The 17,787-nt window shown below is 57.5% G+C and carries 16 protein-coding genes; 6 read left to right on the forward strand and 10 right to left on the reverse strand.

Going from position 1 to position 17,787, the window contains the following annotated elements; all coding sequences use genetic code 11:
- Both IVA81_RS33095 and ybgC read right to left on the reverse strand, forming a co-directional pair.
- On the reverse strand, nt 1–710 hold a 710-nt coding region (locus IVA81_RS33095), incomplete at its 3' end, for a transposase (RefSeq protein WP_247326089.1).
- Between the two features lie 213 nt (nt 711–923).
- A complete protein-coding gene (gene ybgC, locus IVA81_RS33100) occupies nt 924–1,367 on the reverse strand; it encodes a tol-pal system-associated acyl-CoA thioesterase (protein WP_247326092.1) in 444 nt (147 codons plus the stop codon).
- 1,648 nt (nt 1,368–3,015) lie between these two features.
- Between ybgC and IVA81_RS33105 the strand changes: the two genes are divergently transcribed.
- From IVA81_RS33105 to IVA81_RS33115, 3 genes are all read left to right on the forward strand, one after another.
- Entirely contained in the window at nt 3,016–4,488 is a 1,473-nt protein-coding gene (locus IVA81_RS33105; RefSeq protein WP_247326094.1) for a coproporphyrinogen-III oxidase family protein, read from the forward strand.
- The gene (locus IVA81_RS33110; protein ID WP_247326096.1) at nt 4,485–5,699 is read left to right on the forward strand and encodes a hypothetical protein; all 1,215 of its coding nucleotides are present in this window, start codon (nt 4,485–4,487) and stop codon (nt 5,697–5,699) included. The genes IVA81_RS33105 and IVA81_RS33110 overlap by 4 nt, the downstream gene beginning before the upstream one ends.
- Nucleotides 5,700–5,783: 84 nt before the next feature.
- Complete coding sequence (locus IVA81_RS33115) at nt 5,784–6,266, forward strand: GNAT family N-acetyltransferase (RefSeq protein WP_247326098.1); 483 nt, start codon at nt 5,784–5,786, stop codon at nt 6,264–6,266.
- An 862-nt stretch (nt 6,267–7,128) separates the two neighbouring features.
- On the opposite strand, the gene IVA81_RS33120 is transcribed toward IVA81_RS33115, so the two are convergent.
- The 6 genes from IVA81_RS33120 to IVA81_RS33145 form a co-directional block, all read right to left on the reverse strand.
- A complete protein-coding gene (locus IVA81_RS33120; RefSeq protein ID WP_247326101.1) occupies nt 7,129–7,362 on the reverse strand; it encodes a hypothetical protein in 234 nt (77 codons plus the stop codon).
- Between the two features lie 533 nt (nt 7,363–7,895).
- A complete protein-coding gene (locus IVA81_RS33125; RefSeq protein WP_247326103.1) occupies nt 7,896–8,219 on the reverse strand; it encodes a hypothetical protein in 324 nt (107 codons plus the stop codon).
- A 342-nt stretch (nt 8,220–8,561) separates the two neighbouring features.
- Nucleotides 8,562–10,097 carry an E2 ligase fold family C protein gene (locus IVA81_RS33130; protein ID WP_247326105.1) on the reverse strand — a complete coding sequence of 512 codons (1,536 nt, stop codon included), beginning with the start codon at nt 10,095–10,097 and terminating at the stop codon, nt 8,562–8,564.
- A 3-nt stretch (nt 10,098–10,100) separates the two neighbouring features.
- The gene (locus IVA81_RS33135) at nt 10,101–10,589 is read right to left on the reverse strand and encodes a Mov34/MPN/PAD-1 family protein (RefSeq protein ID WP_247326107.1); all 489 of its coding nucleotides are present in this window, start codon (nt 10,587–10,589) and stop codon (nt 10,101–10,103) included.
- Nucleotides 10,586–11,197 (reverse strand): putative metal-binding protein, encoded by a 612-nt coding sequence (locus IVA81_RS33140; protein WP_247326111.1) that lies wholly within the window; start codon nt 11,195–11,197, stop codon nt 10,586–10,588. Before IVA81_RS33140 ends, IVA81_RS33135 begins: the two co-directional genes overlap by 4 nt.
- Nucleotides 11,190–11,483, reverse strand: coding sequence for a DUF2604 domain-containing protein (locus IVA81_RS33145; RefSeq protein ID WP_247326114.1), 294 nt, complete (start codon nt 11,481–11,483; stop codon nt 11,190–11,192). Before IVA81_RS33145 ends, IVA81_RS33140 begins: the two co-directional genes overlap by 8 nt.
- 458 nt (nt 11,484–11,941) lie before the next feature.
- On the opposite strand from IVA81_RS33145, the gene IVA81_RS33150 reads away from it, so the two are divergent.
- The 3 genes from IVA81_RS33150 (at nt 11,942) to IVA81_RS33160 (ending at nt 14,126) form a co-directional block, all read left to right on the forward strand.
- Complete coding sequence (locus IVA81_RS33150) at nt 11,942–12,712, forward strand: AAA family ATPase (protein ID WP_247326117.1); 771 nt, start codon at nt 11,942–11,944, stop codon at nt 12,710–12,712.
- Nucleotides 12,713–13,253: 541 nt separating this feature from the next.
- Nucleotides 13,254–13,868 carry a TOPRIM nucleotidyl transferase/hydrolase domain-containing protein gene (locus tag IVA81_RS33155; protein WP_247326119.1) on the forward strand — a complete coding sequence of 205 codons (615 nt, stop codon included), beginning with the start codon at nt 13,254–13,256 and terminating at the stop codon, nt 13,866–13,868.
- Between the two features lie 18 nt (nt 13,869–13,886).
- Entirely contained in the window at nt 13,887–14,126 is a 240-nt protein-coding gene (locus IVA81_RS33160) for a KTSC domain-containing protein (RefSeq protein ID WP_247326122.1), read from the forward strand.
- Between the two features lie 554 nt (nt 14,127–14,680).
- Here IVA81_RS33160 and IVA81_RS33165 read toward each other — a convergent pair.
- Both IVA81_RS33165 and IVA81_RS33170 read right to left on the reverse strand, forming a co-directional pair.
- Nucleotides 14,681–15,349: an XRE family transcriptional regulator gene (locus IVA81_RS33165; RefSeq protein ID WP_247326125.1), complete on the reverse strand. Its 669-nt coding sequence runs from the start codon at nt 15,347–15,349 to the stop codon at nt 14,681–14,683.
- A gap of 67 nt (nt 15,350–15,416) precedes the next feature.
- Entirely contained in the window at nt 15,417–17,738 is a 2,322-nt protein-coding gene (locus IVA81_RS33170; protein ID WP_247326130.1) for a LamG domain-containing protein, read from the reverse strand.
- Nucleotides 17,739–17,787 lie beyond the last annotated feature (49 nt).

A 17,787-nucleotide genomic window follows, 5' to 3' on the forward strand; every position in this document is an offset into this window, starting at 1 on the left:
CTTGGCACCGTCGGGTCGAGCCCGCGCGAGACCAGGTTGTCCAGCAGGGCCTGAACCGTTGCGGCATTCTCGGTCGCCCCTTCCACCAGCGCCAGCGGATGCTTGTTGCCTTCGCCGTCAACCCCGATCGCGGCGACCAGCACGAGATCGTCGCCGAGATGCAGCCCGTCGATTTGGACCACCAGAAGGTCGAGCGCGGACAGATCGGTAGCCATGAAGTCGGCCAGCCGCGCCGCCGACAGCGCGACGAACCTCCGCGAGGCCGCCGACTTCGAAATCCCCGATCCGGGCGGTGCCGGCACGTCACCCTCGGGCAGCCGGACAGCGCGGCCGAACCGGCGCGTCGACACATTGATCAGCATCAGGTTCATCGCCCAGCGACCGAGCCAGTCCTCCTGCGCCGCCGTTTCCCAGCTCGGGATCGTGACCTCGCGGCCGTCCACGCCCCGGATCCGCGGGCGCTCGACCTCGATCTTGCCGCCGTGGAAACCGATCCGTCCCCGCGTTCGGCCCCAACGGTGCGCCCGCCGCGCCGCATCGCGACCGTGGCGCGGCCCGCAGGCCGCCGTCACATCCGCCTCCATCATCGTGCCGAGCGCCTCGATCCCTGCCGCAAGGCAGAACCGATCGAAGCTCGCTCGCACTTCCGCAAACGCTTCGTCCACAGCCCCAGTCGCCGGCGAACCAGCCGGTGTGATATCTCTCGTCATGGCGTTGCTCTCCTTTGTGGAATCAGCACCCCGAGCCTACCGGCTCAAGGTGGGCAACGCCGACCTTTTCAGAAATTCAACAGAACCCGGGACATCCCCCTCGACAAGGATAAAGCGCCATACTGAACACTGGTTTGCCTATGTCGCAACAGAAGCTTAATGACTTGATTTCATTGGGCGCTGGAAGGCAAAAGCTTGAATGGGGCGGCAGATTTATCTAAGCCCTTCCATAGCGAGCCGCAGCGACTTCGGGATGCGCTGCGCCTTTCCGGCTGAAATAAACGCTACGCGTACACGCGCCGTGACTAGGAGATCGTCTCCACGCCTGCATTCCTGCAGCAAGGCAATCGACGCTCCCCTCACCTCTTGCGGGACTGTGACGACGTCAAGCAGGTCATCCAAGACCGCCGGTTTTAGAAAATCGATCGTCATGGAGCGGACAACGAAGGCAAAGCCGGGCGCATCGTTCTTGACTTCTTTGAGTAGTGCTTGCTGAGTGGTTCCGAGCAGGCGCAAGTAGTTCGTTCTACCGCGTTCCATGAAGCGCAAAAAATTTGCGTGATAAACAATCTGACCGGAGTCGGTATCTTCGAAATAGACGCGGACCTGCATATGATGGCCGCCGTCGTGAATTTCGCCATCGAGAGAAGCTGTCACAGTGCGGTTCCCTTACTGCCCTTCTGGGACGAATTGTCTTGCACAGAGGCGCGTTCCACAGCAAGTGCCAATGGGCTTGGTGCGTGCAGGTGGAGGCTCCCGGCGCACGGCCGGTCGGAGACCGGTTGCTGTTGCGAGAAGCCGGAACCCCTATCCAGATTTCGGGCAAGTCCCGCACGCGCGGATGGTTTGCAGAGCTCTTATCGCTGCTCAGCAAGCGCCGAGGACCGAGGTCGCCCCACCGGCAAGCGCCTTGATCTCCGCGTACATCTGCGCTTCGCAGGCCAAAGTTGGGATTGCCCGGCAGTGCGGATTGTTCAGCAAGCAATCCTATTCCGCGGAATCCTACCATTCATAGCAGTTGTTAAACTCCGGCCGGTGAGCCATCGCGGCTGGATATTCCAGGTGAGATGGTCATGGAGATCGATGAAACCGGGCAGAATGATCCACGGCACCTTGACCGGAGAGTCGGCCGCGCCGACGCGCTGCGGCGAGCCTCGTCGCTCGGAACGACGCGCACCGCGCCTGGCAAGTCCGCGCCGAGCGCCGCCAATAGATCGAAGTCGCTCCGTGGCCACCCCACCGCAAGAAAGCGACGAGTTCATTTGCATATCCATCACGTGCCGGGACGCTGCCTCCATCAGACGAGCGATTCGGTCGTAAGGTCGCCGTTGGAGCGGATGTTCGAGTTCGGCATGAGAGGCCGCCATCGTCATTCAACATTCCGCGTTGTCGTGTTCAGCCGTGTCCGGCTGAAGACGTTAATGTCCGGGACCAGACACTGAGGCGCGAGTATTCCGTCGGTGGACGCGAAGCACATCGTGTTGCCCTCTTCAAGCGAGGCGGCTCGCAAATCTCTTTGGTGGCACGTGGATTGCTAGGACACCGTAAAGGATCCGCACGACCTTGACGGCCTCGCATTCGCCGGCCCAGGAGTTCAAATGAAACTTGCTCGATTGATCCAAATCGCCATGGACGCTGCGCTATTGAGTGCGGTCCTGCCTAAAGCTTTGCCGCGTCCCTCGCGGGTGCCGCTGTCGTTCTTCACGTTGGATAACTCTCAAGACCACCAGACGCGACTAGCATTCAGCGCGCTTACTCCCGAGCAAATCCAAACCAGCGTGACACGTTTGGGCGGCTCTGTGGCGAATGCATGCAGCGGCATGCGAATGTCGGCGTCGGACCGGGAGGAAACCAAATCAAGCTCGGTCTCGAGCAATGGCCGCCTCCTTTCGAAGAGGGGAACGGACAGAAGTTGTTTAATGGCACGCTGGAGCAGATCGAGCTCGGCGCCCGACTCGGCGCTGGTCACACTCGGAGGTGGAGCACCATTTTCTCGAGCAGTATTCGCACTCCTCGGCGCCTGAAGTCTTCCTCGGTGCCGTTTCGCAACGCCCGAAGGACATTCGGCCTCGGCCACGGCATCTGTCTTCCTCGCCGAACCATAATCATCCTGCGTGTCCCCGAGCGGATGGCGACACTCGTTCTGGTCTACGGTGGTTGCCTCGAGTGGGAGCCGACAAATCCGCGCCTTTGATCGAAATGCACGACTTCGGTATCGAGCCCGAGCTGAAGAGCGCGATGTGACACGAGGAACGAAGCTGCCATCGCGCCTTGCCTTCACACGAAAGCTAGAGGAGTTTAAAAAATGCGCGCGCCGACCTATTCCGAGGCCTTGGAATTCGCGATCGACCGCTCGTACGACATTAACCTTGACATGTTGAGGTCACGGAATTTGCACCTTGACACGCACAACGATTATCTTGTCGGCACATATCCGCCTCTCAAGGCAATGGGAGACCTGAATGCCGAAAAGTTGTTGCTTCAGGTTACGTCGTCAATTGATCTCTATTTTCACATCCCCTTCTGTGATCAGTATTGTACCTTTTGCCACTTCGCCAAGGAAATCAATCCATCTTCCGGGCGAGTGGAGCGCTATCTGGCGGCTTTAGATAAAGAGATGAGTTGGTCGGACGCGGCGCTGGCCGGCAGAGCTGTTGAGACTGCTTTTTTTGGAGGCGGCACTCCCTCGTTCTTGACCAACCGTCAACTCGAAACGCTATTTGGTATGATTAGCCGGCGCTTTGATTTGTCTAAGTCGGAGGTGAGTTTCGAATTGCATCCCTCTCTTGCAAAGCAAGTGGACGCTGCAGATCGCATCTCCACACTGCTTAGAGCCGGCGTAAACCGCTTCGTATTGGGCGTTCAGAGTCTAGATCCGAGCATTTTACGCATATTGAACCGCGGGCACCACGTGGACGAGGTAGTACAACTCGTAAAGTTACTGAATGAGATGGGCGTTGAGAATCTGTCGCTTGACCTCATGTATGGGTTGCCGCAGCAAACGCTCCGGAGCTGGTACGACTCACTTATCGGCTTACTGGATATGGGAATAGAGAAGTTCAATGTATTCCCATTGATGTTTAAATCTACAGACCCCGTAGCCCGCCATTTGGCTCGAGGACGATATCAATTTGCCGGGGCTAAGGAGCGCATTATCATGCATTTTATGGCCGAGCACATTCTCACGAAACTCGGCTATCGCCATGGGCCGATTTTCTATTGGAGTAAGCAGTCGCAGCCACACTCGGTTCAACAGAGCCGCAAATACGATTCCTGGAACGACAATAATCTGGTCCCGTTTGGGGTTGCCGGATTTGGTTACATGAGCCAGTGCCAGTTCTATAACGAGGCAGATTTAGATCGCTACCTGTATAGGGTTGAGGCGGGCGAGAAGCCTGTGTGGAAGGGGGTTGTCCTGTCGCAAGATGATCTCATGCGCAGAACGGTAATGTTTGCCCTGCGAAGCAGTGGGGTGTTGCTCTCCCGCTTCGAGCGGGAGTTTGGGGTGTCCATCGAGAAATGCTTTGGCCGCGAGCTTGAACTCTTGAATGAGGCAGGACTCATCTGCATTTCAAACGGCCTGCTTTCGCTAACTGCCGCCGGCACTATCAATTCGGGCGCCGTATCGCTGCTATTTTTCTCGAACAATATACTCGAGCGGGTCGCGTACAACGACAGTAAGATAATAGACAAACGAACTGATCTGCTCGAAAAACACGATTACTCACCGGCCGCACGATACGGGTCAAGTGCCGAAATGCAAGTTGCGTTTCGATGAAGTCGCGGGCGCGCTCATTTATGGTCGCTCCTTTTTCCGTTTCCACCCCGCAAGGGTCGCCCTGCCAGGCGGAGGACATATTTTCGCATCTGACCGATAGCATTGATCGCCGGCAGCGAGAACGCCCGCTTGGGCTGGTCAGCAATTTTGTCGCCGATCAACTGCCGCACTGCATTGCGGAGATCAAATGCAGTGAACGACCAGATGAAGCGGTTAAGGCTCTTGGGCGTAGCATCAACGCGATGATTGCGGAGACGGACTATGAAGCGCAGTTGCTAAGTCTGCCGCAGTCGGACTTCGAGATCGCTAAGACAGACATCCAATATCTCGTAAATTGTGCTTATCAGATGTCTGCGTTTGCCGGCCTTCATCCCGTGGACGCCGAGCTGACGGTGGGAGAGGTACTGAGCCGCCTTGCGCGCTCAAGTTGTCAACGGCAGCCTGGCATTGAGGTCCTCTCCTATGAAGATATGATCCTTACGAATCCGTTGCAGAACGATCCACGCGTATACTGCCTCGGCGCGGCCGGGGTCGAGGAGCGAGATTTTTGCCTGGGCCATCAGATCATCGAGAGCGAATTGCAGTCAGCAATGGACGCTCTGCTTAAGTTGCGTGATGTGGCCGACGTGGATGCGGGGCAATGTCTTGCGCTATGCCTGGAGCGCCTTGAGTCAGCAAACAATGTTCTGACGCGCTTTTCTGAACATATGTCGCCGGACTTATTTGGCCAATTTCGTGTGTTTTACGGAAAGAATCCTTACAAGAATACGCTTGGTCCAAGCGGCCGCTTCTCGGCCCGTATCGTGGCGGTCTCGGTGCTACTGGTCGGTGAAGAACTCTTCGACCAGAAACCGCAATTTTATAGGGATCTGTATCGGCTGTCCGAATATTATCCGCAGAGATGCATTCGCGAGGTATTCCGCTGGCTGTCGTCAGGCAAAGGGAGTGCACCGCTCAAGCCAGGTTGGCTAAAGGGGAAAGCGGACTTTCCCAGGGTTGCGACCATTTCGCCAGTCGTGGAGCATCACGGCGGCGAAATCGGAACGCTGCGCACGTCCTGTGTTTGTGCACTGGATCGGTTTACCCGGATGCACCGTAGTACGGCCTTAAAATATACGGTTGAGCCGGGTCGTCCAGTTGTCGGAGTTGAGGTATCGGAAAGTGTTGAGGCTGTCCTTTCTCAGCGGCTGTTGACAGAGGCGCGCCGGTAAGCCGACGGTGGTCTCTGCGTGGCTAAAAACAGACAACGATGCCAGAGGCGCAGGCGTCCGCCACCGGTCGAGAGGTAATAGTCGATGTCTCAAGACGAACTGATCGTTCGTCGGTTCGAGTCCGGAGATAGCGATGATGTATGGCATCTGCACAGAAGCGCATCGCAGGATGTTGGTGTGTGTGGCCCGGAAGGGGCTTGGGAGGATGATTTACGCAATATCGGGGAAGTATACATCGCCTCGGGCGGAGACTTCGTAGTTGCGCATATTGGTCCCCGATTCGCTGCCATGGGTGGGCTGAAACCTTTTGATGATGATGTCGCAGAACTAAAACGTATGCGGGTCGACCCCGTCTTTCAGCGACGAGGGTTTGGAAGGAGGGTTCTTCGTGAATTGGAGTCGCGAGCTGTTGCTCTCGGTTTCAAGTGGATAATGCTCGATACAACAACGATCCAAGTAGGGGCCCAAAGACTTTATGAGAGCGCTGGCTATGTTCGCCGCAGGGAAGGGATGTTGCACGGATATGCAGTGATCTTTTACGAGAAGCGGCTCATTTGGCCAGGATGACCTCGCATGAGCAAATGAGGTTCTGAGACCGGATAATCCAGTGAAACTCTACGGAGGCGCAACGAGCACAAATTCAAGCACTTGCCCTGACTAGCCCAAACGCCCAAACTCGCTCCTTGGGAATGATGTCGAATGCGCTCAGATAAAACCGTAACCTCCGCGAGGACTTTCTCGTTGAGTCCCGCGAGATCTGCGATCGGAATGAATCGTGTCACTGTAGCTGACAAGGACGTGAAGGTTTCGCGACCGATAGGCCTCGAACGCACGCACAAACTCACGCCTGGCCGAACCAGCGTTGAATTCAAAACGTGAGCTGATACGGTGCGCCAGCGGCGGATAGGCGAAGATGCTCTGGAGCGTCGTGGGGCGCGACGTGAGGCTTGCCAGCCGGCATACGAATCCACCTCGATTCAACCGCAACATTCTGTTGCGTATGGAATCCAAAAGTCCGCTCTTGGCCCGATGCTGGGTGGCGGATGCACGGGCGCGTCCAATCACCCCCTACGTCGAGTCAGCTTATGGTCGTCGCCCATCCAGATCGTGATGCTACTCGGCGTATCGACCGGTTGCGTGCCGTAGCGTTCGCCGGCTCTCAACGAAGGACCCAGCTCGCACCCTCCTAGATCACGACTGAGTACCAAACCTGCATCGAGCAGCTGCGGATCGGGGTCTCACCAGCTTCGTGGTGCTCACGCCCGCATTCGGATTAACTGCCATTCCGTAGTCTCGTTCAAGCAGCTCTCGGAGACGCTCGATGCGAGCGAACCGGAATGGATGGACCGGTTTGATCATCTGGCCAAGGCCCTCGGGTCGAATGCGAACAATCGGATGATGAAAATGACGAGCGGGCGACGGGTGACGTTCATGCGTCGAGCTGTCGGTTCTCCGCCGAATGCCAGTCCGCGCCGTGGAGGCGGATCATCTCCCGACGGGACCGCTCAATGAAGATGCGCTCAACGCAAAAGCCGGCTGTCACTGAAGCCGCCAGCGCAAGGCCGCAGACCATATAGTCATTCATGAAATTCCAAAACATGTTGCAGCCGGCAATTCCTACAAAAGTAAGTGCCATGACCGTATTGCGAAATGCCTTAACCATGTTGCCCCCGAGTCAGTCGGCGAGGGACTTTTACCATTGCAATCGTGACGATTAGCAGCGTTTGAGCCTTGTGAGGCGCCGTCTTTCTGCTCGATCAGCTTGGGTCCGGTCGCGCTGTCGACGGCCGTGGGTTCCCCATTGCCCGGCGCAGCTCATCCATCGAGCCCGGCGTCGGCGCGATCCACCTGGGCGTGTCGCTCGATGACCGCCTCTATCACTTCCAGCCTGGCTTATTCCGGGTGGCGACAGCACAAGCGAGAACCGGCGTTCCTCACTGGCACAAAAGCTTGCCAAGTTTCGGATCGCTCTTCCCACTTAAGAGGGTACCTTGGGAACGGGGCAGTGATTGGCGCCGGCATGCGTCATGAAGGCTGCCCCCTCTCCTGAGTGCCTCCGAGGAGCTCCGCAGGTCTTGCGCGAGGCATCGGAGCCGGATGCCGAGACGCAACTCGGCTCGGTTTCACGAGGGTCCGATGCGGCGGAGCCGGACGCGCGCAAGCGGAAGAACTCCTCAAAGGCTTAGGTCGGAGGACCTAGATTTCCTCGCGCGCATTTGTCTGCGCGTCATAGATCCTGATCTGAAGCGTGGGAAAACGCTTCTTTAGTTCTTCCGCACCTGACCCAGGCGCCGTTCTGGTTGCAAATCCCGCTTTGAGCCGGCCGTCCGCTTCAAGCGCGTAACCGGAGGTCGCCAATTCAGGGGTGGCTGCAACCATTTCGTTCCCATTGTGCAGTGAGGTGATTGGGAATGACAGGGTAGCGTGAGTCACCCAAACCGCGCCAGAGCGGCCTGCCCAAGTGCGGTCAGTCAACGTTGTGGTTTGGCGCCTCGCTGGGATCGCATCGAGGATGAGCATTTGCATCGTCCGAACATGCCGACGGCCTTCCACTTGAGCGGATGCATACCCGATAGAGATACGGCCGACGTAGCTGCCTTTCCAGTATGCCAAGCCAGCGCGCTTAGCATCGTGATATCTGCCCTTCGAATATGGGCCAATCAAGCGCGTGCCCGTTGCGCGCGAACGATTCCCCAACATCCCTGCCCGCGACCGTGCGGCCATACCTGTCGAGACTGATTGGGACGCAGTTGACGGAGCGCCGGCCACGAACAGCTTTGAGACTTCTTTCCAGCCGAGGCTCTTAGCCAAATTTCCAGATCCTTGCACATCTCAATGCGATCGAGACGTAAAAAGTTGGGCTCAGTTTGCGCGCGACACCTCGTACTTCCGCCGGTACGCTGCCAAAAAGTCTTGATCCGCGCAGATGCAGCGCCCCGATGCATCTTTCGCCTTCGGATCATGAAGAAACTCCGCGAGTGGACGGAGCAGATTAATCCGGGTGCTCGTAGTTGGTGTGTTCAGTAGCCCCGAAGCGTGCTTTATGAGATCTGCCGCCAACATTATGCCAGCTAAAGCCGACTGAAACGACATGGGCACGACAGCTCTAACAGGCTGCGCTCCGTCCGTCAGGCGCATAACCATTCCGCCGCAGATTGCCCGCTGATGAAAGGATCGGAGGGGCTGGCCGACGAACTCCTGAAGGGATTCAAAAGGAACGTTGCAGGCTTTCGCAACGCGCTCGACGAAACCCGCGTCCACCGGCCTGTCCGTTTGTAGAAGCACCCGGATCTCCTGTTTGGCCTCCGGCAACTTAAGCTCCTCAGCTATCCTCTCGTCCTCGTCCTTTATCTTTCCGTAAGGCAAGTAAAGGCAGGCCAAACATGCGCGACCGTCATCGAAGCCGTGGCGCGACACGCCGAGATCAGTCTCCTGCGTCCAGGCGTTTACAATCCACTTCGGCAACACTCCTTGCACGGCAATGCGGTCCGGCGCGTTGTCAAGTGCAACAGCGACCCTTTCGAACGTCCAATTGTTGCGCTCCTTCACATAGGAGTCCCATTTGGCAAAATGCGTCGACACTTCCAGCGTGGTGTCCGCGAGCGCTGCGCGTACGACGTCCACTTTTGGCGACCCAACATGACATTGGCCGGCTAACACGTAGCGCTGCAGATTCGAAAGATCGACTTCCTCATGGTCTACCAGACGAAGCGATCCCTTCAGACCCACCGCGCGAGCCAAGGCCCAAATGGCGCCATTCCCTATCGCGCCCAGTCCGACGAGGTGGGTCTCGCCGATATCCGTTCCCTCCAAGCCCGGACCAGAATCACCCGCGCTGTGGCCGTAGGTCAGCATCGATAGGTCGATAAGTTCATCGGCCGCGCCGCGCTGCAACTGTTCGGCAAACACGGACCGAAAGACATTGGCTGCAGCGAAGCACGCAGCAGCTCCTGCACCGAACGGATTCATCGAAGTCCCGGAGCCAACCGGACTGCGGTTCGAAAGTTTGGCCCTCCATGCGTCAGAGCCGACGAAGAAAGTCGGACACCTAATGCGCGATGGGCTGCTTCCAACAACCACGGCGACTGTGATGGCCTTCCTGGCCTTAGCAAGCTCAATCTCCGGATTGATGGCTTTCGCCAGAGCCTCCAGGGCGGTAACGTGATCCTTCGCCATTGCATCTAGCGGTCGCAGCGCAATCGTCGGATAGAGACGCGACAACAGCCTGATGATCATATCTAGGCTGGCCTTGCCTTCCGGCGACTGCACGGCTGCGCCGTCGAAAGTCAGGCCGATCACCTGAGCAGCAAGCTTGTCCTCGAAGGCCGAAACTTTGAAGTTGATCAGTACCCGTGACGCCGCAGACGCCGCTCGGTCCATGAAGTTGGCCATGGCCATCGTTCAATCCTCGATCGAAATCATCCGCGCGGCTTCGCCGGCGGTCAGGGCGCGCCATACTCCGCGCCCGTCAAGCCGATAGGACGCTATGTTCCCAAGATCGAACGGCGCCCGCGCGAAGTTCGGCACGACGAGCGACAGGCATCCTACCGTGGTGGCGATCGCGTACTCGTCGTCAGTGCTGGAATGATACGCTTGGCCGGGATGACTGTGAATCTGGGCAATGAGCGCAAGCTTCTCCGTGTAGAGCCAGACATTGATGCGATGCAGCTCTTCTGGGCCGGTCACGACGCAGACGCCGTCGCCCGTGCGGATGTGGCGCTGGGCAGGAATAAGGGTCTTGAACACCTGAAAGTGATGGCCCGCCTGCCGCCCTACCCAGAGGCCGAGACCTTCGTGTCCATCGCGTCCTACCTTCCGCAAATGGGTGTGGAGCTCATCCACGCAGTTGCGCGGGACGGATAGCGCCGTCACGTCGGCGATTCTGATCATTCCGGTATCGCCGCCAGCGAGAGAGCCATGTTGATTGCGGGCGCCTGCGCCAGCACCTGATAATGCGCGAGCGGGTTCACCCCGTAGGCCCATATCTTTTCCAGAATGAACGCCAAGGATCCTTCTCCACAGTTCCGATGCAGAAGCCATGAATCACCTGTATGTGCCGGATTGTCGTGGTATTCGCGCACGCCGGGCAGGCAGATAAACGGCTGATCCTCGAGACTATCGGCCTGAATCATCTGCGATGCCTGGACCGTACCCTGCTGCGCCATTATTGCGAACGCCTGTGGGCTCAGCCCGCCGGGGCGGCGAAGCATCTGAATCAACAGGGACTTGGCCGGGATCGGTTCTCGCGTAAAAGGGTCTACGAATGTGACGGAGGGGGGTTGAAGATCGTAGTTGGTGAAGTCCAGCACGACCGCAGCGACAATTGGAGATGGCCGCAGGTTGGTCGCCGCGAAGACCACCAAAATTTTCGGAAACTCCGCATCAAGCAGAAACCACCCCCTCTTGCGATAGGCTGCTTCCATGCTGCGATAATTGGCAAGCTCCCGTGCGAACTTAACGCGCGACACCTGGGGATCGACAGTCTGGAGGTCAGACACCGGCCACGCCGGCTTTAAGGCTCAGGAAAAGCGTCACTTGCATGTCAAATCCAAACTCGCCCACCTTCTTGTCCGGGTCCAGCAGCTCGCCCCCTTCGTTCTTAATTTCCCAGTTCTCGGGCGGTTGAGCCAGATTCTTGGTTTCCTCCAGCGCCTTTTGACGGATAACGTGCAGCGGCTGCTGCTCTAGGGCTCTGATCACGACCGGCTGACCGTTCACGACCACCGTGATTTCGACGAAATTCGAGCCGTGATCGCTCCCCGGCTTTTTCTCGCTATCCTGCATTTTCGGTCCTCTCTAGGTGGGCAGCGCCCCCGGACGCTGCGAATCGATGCCGCCATTGTATGGGAGATCATCTCCGTCAACCAAGTGCTACAGACGCACTGAACTCGGGGGCGCTCGCATCCGCGCTGATCGGCCGAATCTAGGCCAGGCTCGCTAACCGGAGGGAAACGCTCCTCTCAAATCGCAGCGGGCGCGTGAAATCTGCGCAAATCAAATGAACGCGCGCCACGTTAAGCTCGGTTGCCCACGAACTTGGTGAAATGCAGCGCCGCAAAGAGGTAGGCTCGCCCTTTGAGAACAGGCTGAGAGCGCACGGCGGCACCAGAGCTGCCGGCGCGATTAACTGTCGCTGATGAAGCCTGGGACCAACCCGAACTTGTCCACAAACACTTATCGTTTGGAGGCCCGGCCTTTAGTTTTTGCTGCTAGCTTTGATTGTCTTGAATGGGGGGCTAATTTTGAAGATTAAGTCTATTGCCATTAAGAATTTTCGGTCCTTCAAAAACATGGTGGTTGATCTGGATGACTACACAGCTTTGGTGGGACCGAATGGCGCCGGAAAGTCCACTGTTCTTTGCGCACTGAACATCTTTTTTCGTCAGACGGAGGAAGCTCCGACAAATCTCATCGAGCTCGACGCTGAAGATTTCCGCAACGGCAACACTAAACAGCCGGTTGAGATTACATTGACCTTCCACGATCTTGAACCCGAGGCGCAGGCGGATTTCTCCGAATACTACCGGTCAGGCATCTTGGTTGTATCAGCGCTTGCGGAATTCAGCGAAATCACACGCAAGGCAACGGTTCGCCAGTTCGCCAAACGAAGCGCAATGAAGGAGTTCAGTGAGTTCTTCCGAAGATTCAACGACGGCGCCTCTGCGAGTGAGTTAGCAGGAATCTATGAGGGCGTGCGAGAGACTCACCCCGAATTCGGTCTTCCCAAGAAGGGGGGCAAGGAAGCCAATCGACAAGCGCTTCGATCATACGAAGAAGACCATCCAGAGCGGTGCGTTCTGATCGATAGCGAAGATCAGTTCTACGGCTTCAGCAAGGGCGGCGATCGTCTATCCCGCTATATCCAGTGGGTTTACGTTCCCGCAGTTAAAGACGCGACGAAGGAAAACGTTGAAGGCCGCAACACTGCCCTTGGCAAGCTCCTGGCCCGGACAGTGCGATCAAAGGTGAATTTTGATACCGAGATCACCTCTCTCAGAGACTCTACCCTCTGACTCTTACAAGAAAATCATCCAGAAGCAGCAAACCGCGCTAGATGATCTCTCGCAAGCTCTGACGGCCAAGCTTGGTGAATGGGCACATCCGGAGGCCGTTGCGCGGCTGGAGTGGACCGAGGATCCGGTCAAGTCCATACAGATAGCCGACCCTACAGCTCGGCTATTCGCGAGCGAGGGAGCCTTTTCAGGCGATCTCGCCAGATTTGGGCACGGTCTACAGCGATCGTATCTGCTGGTTCTCCTTCAAGAGCTCGCCGCGACAAGCGAAACGGCGCAGCCTCGGCTAATCCTCGGATGCGAGGAGCCGGAGCTTTATCAACATCCCCCGCAAGCACGCCATCTGGCCTCTGTTTTCAAGAAGCTAAGCCAGGGAAATGCGCAAATCCTAGTTTCGACCCATAGTCCGCATTTTGTATCAGGGCGACATTTTGAACATGTTCGTCTGGTTCGAAGGGACGAAACAAAAAGGGAATCCAGCATACGGTGGACAACCTGCGAAAAGGTCGTCCAGAGGCTATCGGAGATCTCTGAAGAGAAGGTGACGCCGATTGAGGCGGAGCGCGCGCAGCTTCATCAAGCTCTGCAACCTCACATCAACGAGATGTTTTTCACCCAGAAACTGGTGTTGGTCGAGGGTCTGGAAGACACGGCTTACATCACCGCGTGGATGACATATTCACATCTCTGGGATGACTATCGCAAGTCAGGCTGCAACATCGTGGCCGCGAACGGAAAGAGTTCAATCATAGAGCCACTGCTCATAGCAAAGGAACTCGGCATTCCGACCTTCGTCGTCTTTGATGCCGATGGGAATGAGCAAAACCCCGGTCGTCGAAATCTCCACAAGCTCGACAACCTGAAAATTCTGACGCTGTTGGGCGGCGATATAAACACGCCTTTTCCAGGCAATCCGGTGTGGACCAGCAGCTATGCGGTCTGGCCCGAAAATCTTGGCTCAATCCTCAAGCAAGAAGCTGGAGCAGCGCTGTGGGACAGTGCCTATTCGGCAGCCACCAAGGGCTTGGGCAATCCGTCCGGCAGCTTTGTCAAGAACACCGTTCATATTGGCGATCATCTGACGATCCTGAGAGAGAAAGGCGCAACGATTCCCACGCTCGATCGGCTCTGTAGAGCGATTCTGGCGTTGGCATGAGAGATTTGGAGAAGAATAATGGACTACGTGAAAGTAAGATCCAGCACCGTCGGTGCAGTTGGATACGACGACTTTGCGAATGTCCTGGGCGTGCAATTCCTCAATGGCAGTGAATACCACTACTTTGCTGTGCCCAAGGTCCTGTTTGAAGGCCTCACAGCGGCTTCTTCGGTAGGCACCTACCTAAATGCATTTATCAAGGATGCCGTTACCAGTTCAAGCGAGTCAGATAAAGGAGCAGTTAGGAAGTCCCTGTAGCAGTCAACACTGCTCCGTGCTGGCTGCAAGTGTGAGAGATTCTTCAGCTTCACTGATAAAGAACCCCTATTGGGGAGGCGCGGGCGCTAAGTTTCCTTGGAAACATAGCGGTTTGCCCGAAGGCCCGTATGAGCAGTTTGGAAGCACAGAGACGGCTGCATCGGGGCTGATAAGCGATCTTGCCCTGACCGGCCTGCTGGACCCGAACCAGAATGTGGCTGGAGCGGATCCAGACAAGCCGGTGGCGCAAACTTCATTTTCCGATGCCGTTGATAGGCTTTGGACTACGGGTGCGAGAGACCTGGACAAGCGTCTGAGCGCTCGTATGTGCATTTTTCACTCGCTATCGCCAGATCAATCCGACGCGAGTTCCATCGAGAAGAAGCAAAGCGTGCGTAGGCGCCGGCTTCAAGTCGCTAGCTCCGTGAGAGACCAAGAATGGTCCGGTTCGAACGCCCCGTTGCGGAGACGAGCACTGTTTGACACCCTTCGACATGAGACCCCGCGGCCATCTAAGGCCTACCGTGTGAGCTGAAGCACAGCAGAACTAATATTTACTCGGCATATATGATGATCGTGATGAACTCGATGCGGTCATCCAGCAGTTTTTCCGGACCGTGAAGAACATCGCCAGAGAAGGTGAATGCGTCACCCGGCTCGACAAGAAAGGTTCTGTCGCCAAATCGGTACTCCATCCGGCCGCTCAGCATGTAGATGAATTCTGTGCCGGGATGCTGGAAACGGGGATAGCTCTCGCTCTCCTTGTCCATGTTGATAAGGAAGGGTTCGAAGATCTTGCGCGGGCCCTTGTGATAGGACAGGAGGCGATAGGTGTGTCCGTGCTTTGTCCCTGAGCGGACAACCTCCATCTGGTCCGCGGCCTTGATGAGTTGGGCCTCGCCGGTCGTTTGCTCGACTTCTCTAAATAGGATCGACAGATCGGTACCCAACGCCGCGCAGATCCGCTCAAGCATCACAAGGCTGGCGGTGGACTGACCATTCTCAAACCGGCTCAACATCGGGACGGAAATGTTTGCGGCCGATTCAAGATCACTCAGCGTCAGCCCCCGCTCTAGTCGAGCACGTCTGATGGCAGCGCCCATTCTCTCGTCGATGGGGGCCTTCGCGACGGCCGTCTCGGTGGGCGGAGCAATCTGCTCCCCCGCACGCGATTTCTTGGGCTTGTCCTGGCGCTTCTGACTTGCTTGCTTGCCTTTGCTCAATTCGACGCCTCCCGCAGCCGTTGCAGGACATGACGTCTAAAGCGTTTTGCTATCTAGTGACAGCCCTTTATCGCCATTGCTTCTCCTCGCTGATCCACCATCCCCCGGGCAGAGCTCCGGACTTTACAAATGCATCCACGACGTTCGCAAGAAGCCGCGACACGTTGTTCTCGAAGTTGTTCACCGGAAGTGCTTGGCCGAACGCGACAGAGCCCGCCGAGAAGACAGCGCCATCGTTGGGTGCAGTAAAGAAGGCCATGTCGGCCCGGACACGGTAATCGTATGAACCCGACAGACCCTCGAAAGCATAGTGGATCACTTCCGGGTTCACGAGATAGCTGTCCGTGTGGCCGCCCGAGGAGGCGATGAGCTTGACGTGCGGCGGCGTGCCGAGGCTCGGATCGCAGCGATCTAGGGCAACGCCAGCGGCGCCCCCATAGGCTAGGCCAAAGTCGCCGATGATCTCTCCATCGATACCTTTTGTGAGCCAGGAAACCGTGCGGTGATAGCTGTCCGGCATGCGGCGATAGAACTGACTTTTGCCGTATCCTTCCGAGATGAAGCCGACGCCGACAACCTTCTGTGCCGGCCGGCCCTGAGCTCGCCAGGCGCCGCCCTTCTGGCCATTGGTTGCCATGTAGTATTCGCCAGGGCGTGCATCCCAGGTCTTCCAGGCCGGGCCGAACTTGCGACATTCCATCACCCAGGGCTCGTCATGGCGGAAGGCGACGCTCCAATGGAAGCCGTTGCCACCAAGGTAGACGTAACGGCCGCCCGCCGCGATATAGTCCTCCGTCGCATCGAGCATGCGCTCTGAGTAATATTCAGGATGGGTACCGGTAATGATGCACGTGTACGGCTCGAGCGCGGCGACACCTTCCCGTTCCAGGTCCTCGTCGGTCATCACGTCGTACTCATAGCCCTGGTGTTCGAGCCAGGCGATGACGGAGAGATCGGCCGGGAATTGCCACGCAAGGTTCGTGCTCGACGAGCGATATTTCGGCCTCATGTTGATGATGGGCCGATGATACGAACTGTAGCAAACACCCTGTCCGTCGCCCCAGTGGTCGCAAGCTGAAAGCCCGAGCTCGTCGCGCTGGCCAAGCTCGATATCGATATCGGACAGCACTGGGGGCATGCCCGTGACTGGCTGGGTGATCGGCGCTTCCAGGCTCTGGCGCTCATTGGCATAGGCGATGTAGCTTGCGGTCGGAAACAGGAAGGCGATGCGGCTGGTCGGCCTCTTCGGGCGAACAAAAAACGGAATATAGTCTTCTACGAGCGCACGTCCTTGACGTGATTGAAGGCGAATGGCGTAAGCTCCGCTTCGCAAGGTCTCGGGGAGCTTGACCGCCTTGGTCATATTCCAGTTGCAGTCCGTCAATGCATCCGCGTGAAACTCGATGCCGCCATATTCGTTTGGAGCCAGCCGAAAGCAGTCATTGCGGCCACTCCAATTCCACCCGGTCTGTCCCCGTACCGGCCGGTTGTAGCCCGCCGCATGAAGCGCATGGGGGCCGACATCGGTCACCAGGTCGCCAATGCCCTGATCGGTGTAGCCGGCCGCTGTGTCCCAATAAGCGACCATGCCATTTGACGGTGGCGTTTGCCCCGCTCTGATTCGCTCCAGCTCCCCCTCGGTCAGCACGCGATCGAACAGGCCAGGCCGGTCAACCTTGCCGCAGTACAGTTGCGAAACGAAATGACCGCGCTGCTCCTGCCAATCTTGAGCTCCGCCGATCAGGAATGGCGTTGCGGCCAGATGCCGGGGTCGAGACTGGAAGGTCGCAGAGGCGCGCCCCTGGTAGTCGACCAGCGCCACCCGGCTCAACAGGCTGTTGTAACGGTTGACGACGCCTTCGTGGTACATTGTTGCGCGACCCGACTTGGCGTCAAGGCCGGCGGCCACGAAGTACCACATGTTGGCCTGCAGCGGCACGCCGGTCTCAAGGCGCTCGACGCCGGCTCCCTGTCCGATCAGGAATTCGAGCCGGCCGGCCGCTGAAATGCCGAGGCTGAAGCCGCTGGCTTCCTTGTTGTCCCAGCGGCCGATCAGGGACTGGCGACAGCCTGCTTGCGGCCTCGTCGGACAGAAAAACGCGAAGGCAGTGAAGCTCTCTGCCGGAGCCAGGCGCCGTTCGGGGTCGGCAACCTTCAGGAATGAACCGACTTGCGTAAACTGCTTCCCGACGCGCCATGTGCTGTTTGCATCGCAGTCGATCTCTTCCTCGACGAAGCCGGGTCCGGACGGATGCTGATCGCCATGGATCAGCCGCACCAGCTGCGCGCTCACCCGCTCTGTGCCCTCGGCATCGACATAGAACTTGATGAGGTCGCCCGGTCTGACCGAAAGCCTATCGGAGTAGCCGAAGAGCCTGCTTTTTGTCATCTACCAACTCCAAACTTTTGCCGGCGTCTGTTCATTACATCAAAGGCGT

It is taken from the genome of Bradyrhizobium sp. 141, from assembly GCF_023074055.1.
Taxonomy (GTDB): Bacteria; Pseudomonadota; Alphaproteobacteria; order Rhizobiales; family Xanthobacteraceae; genus Bradyrhizobium.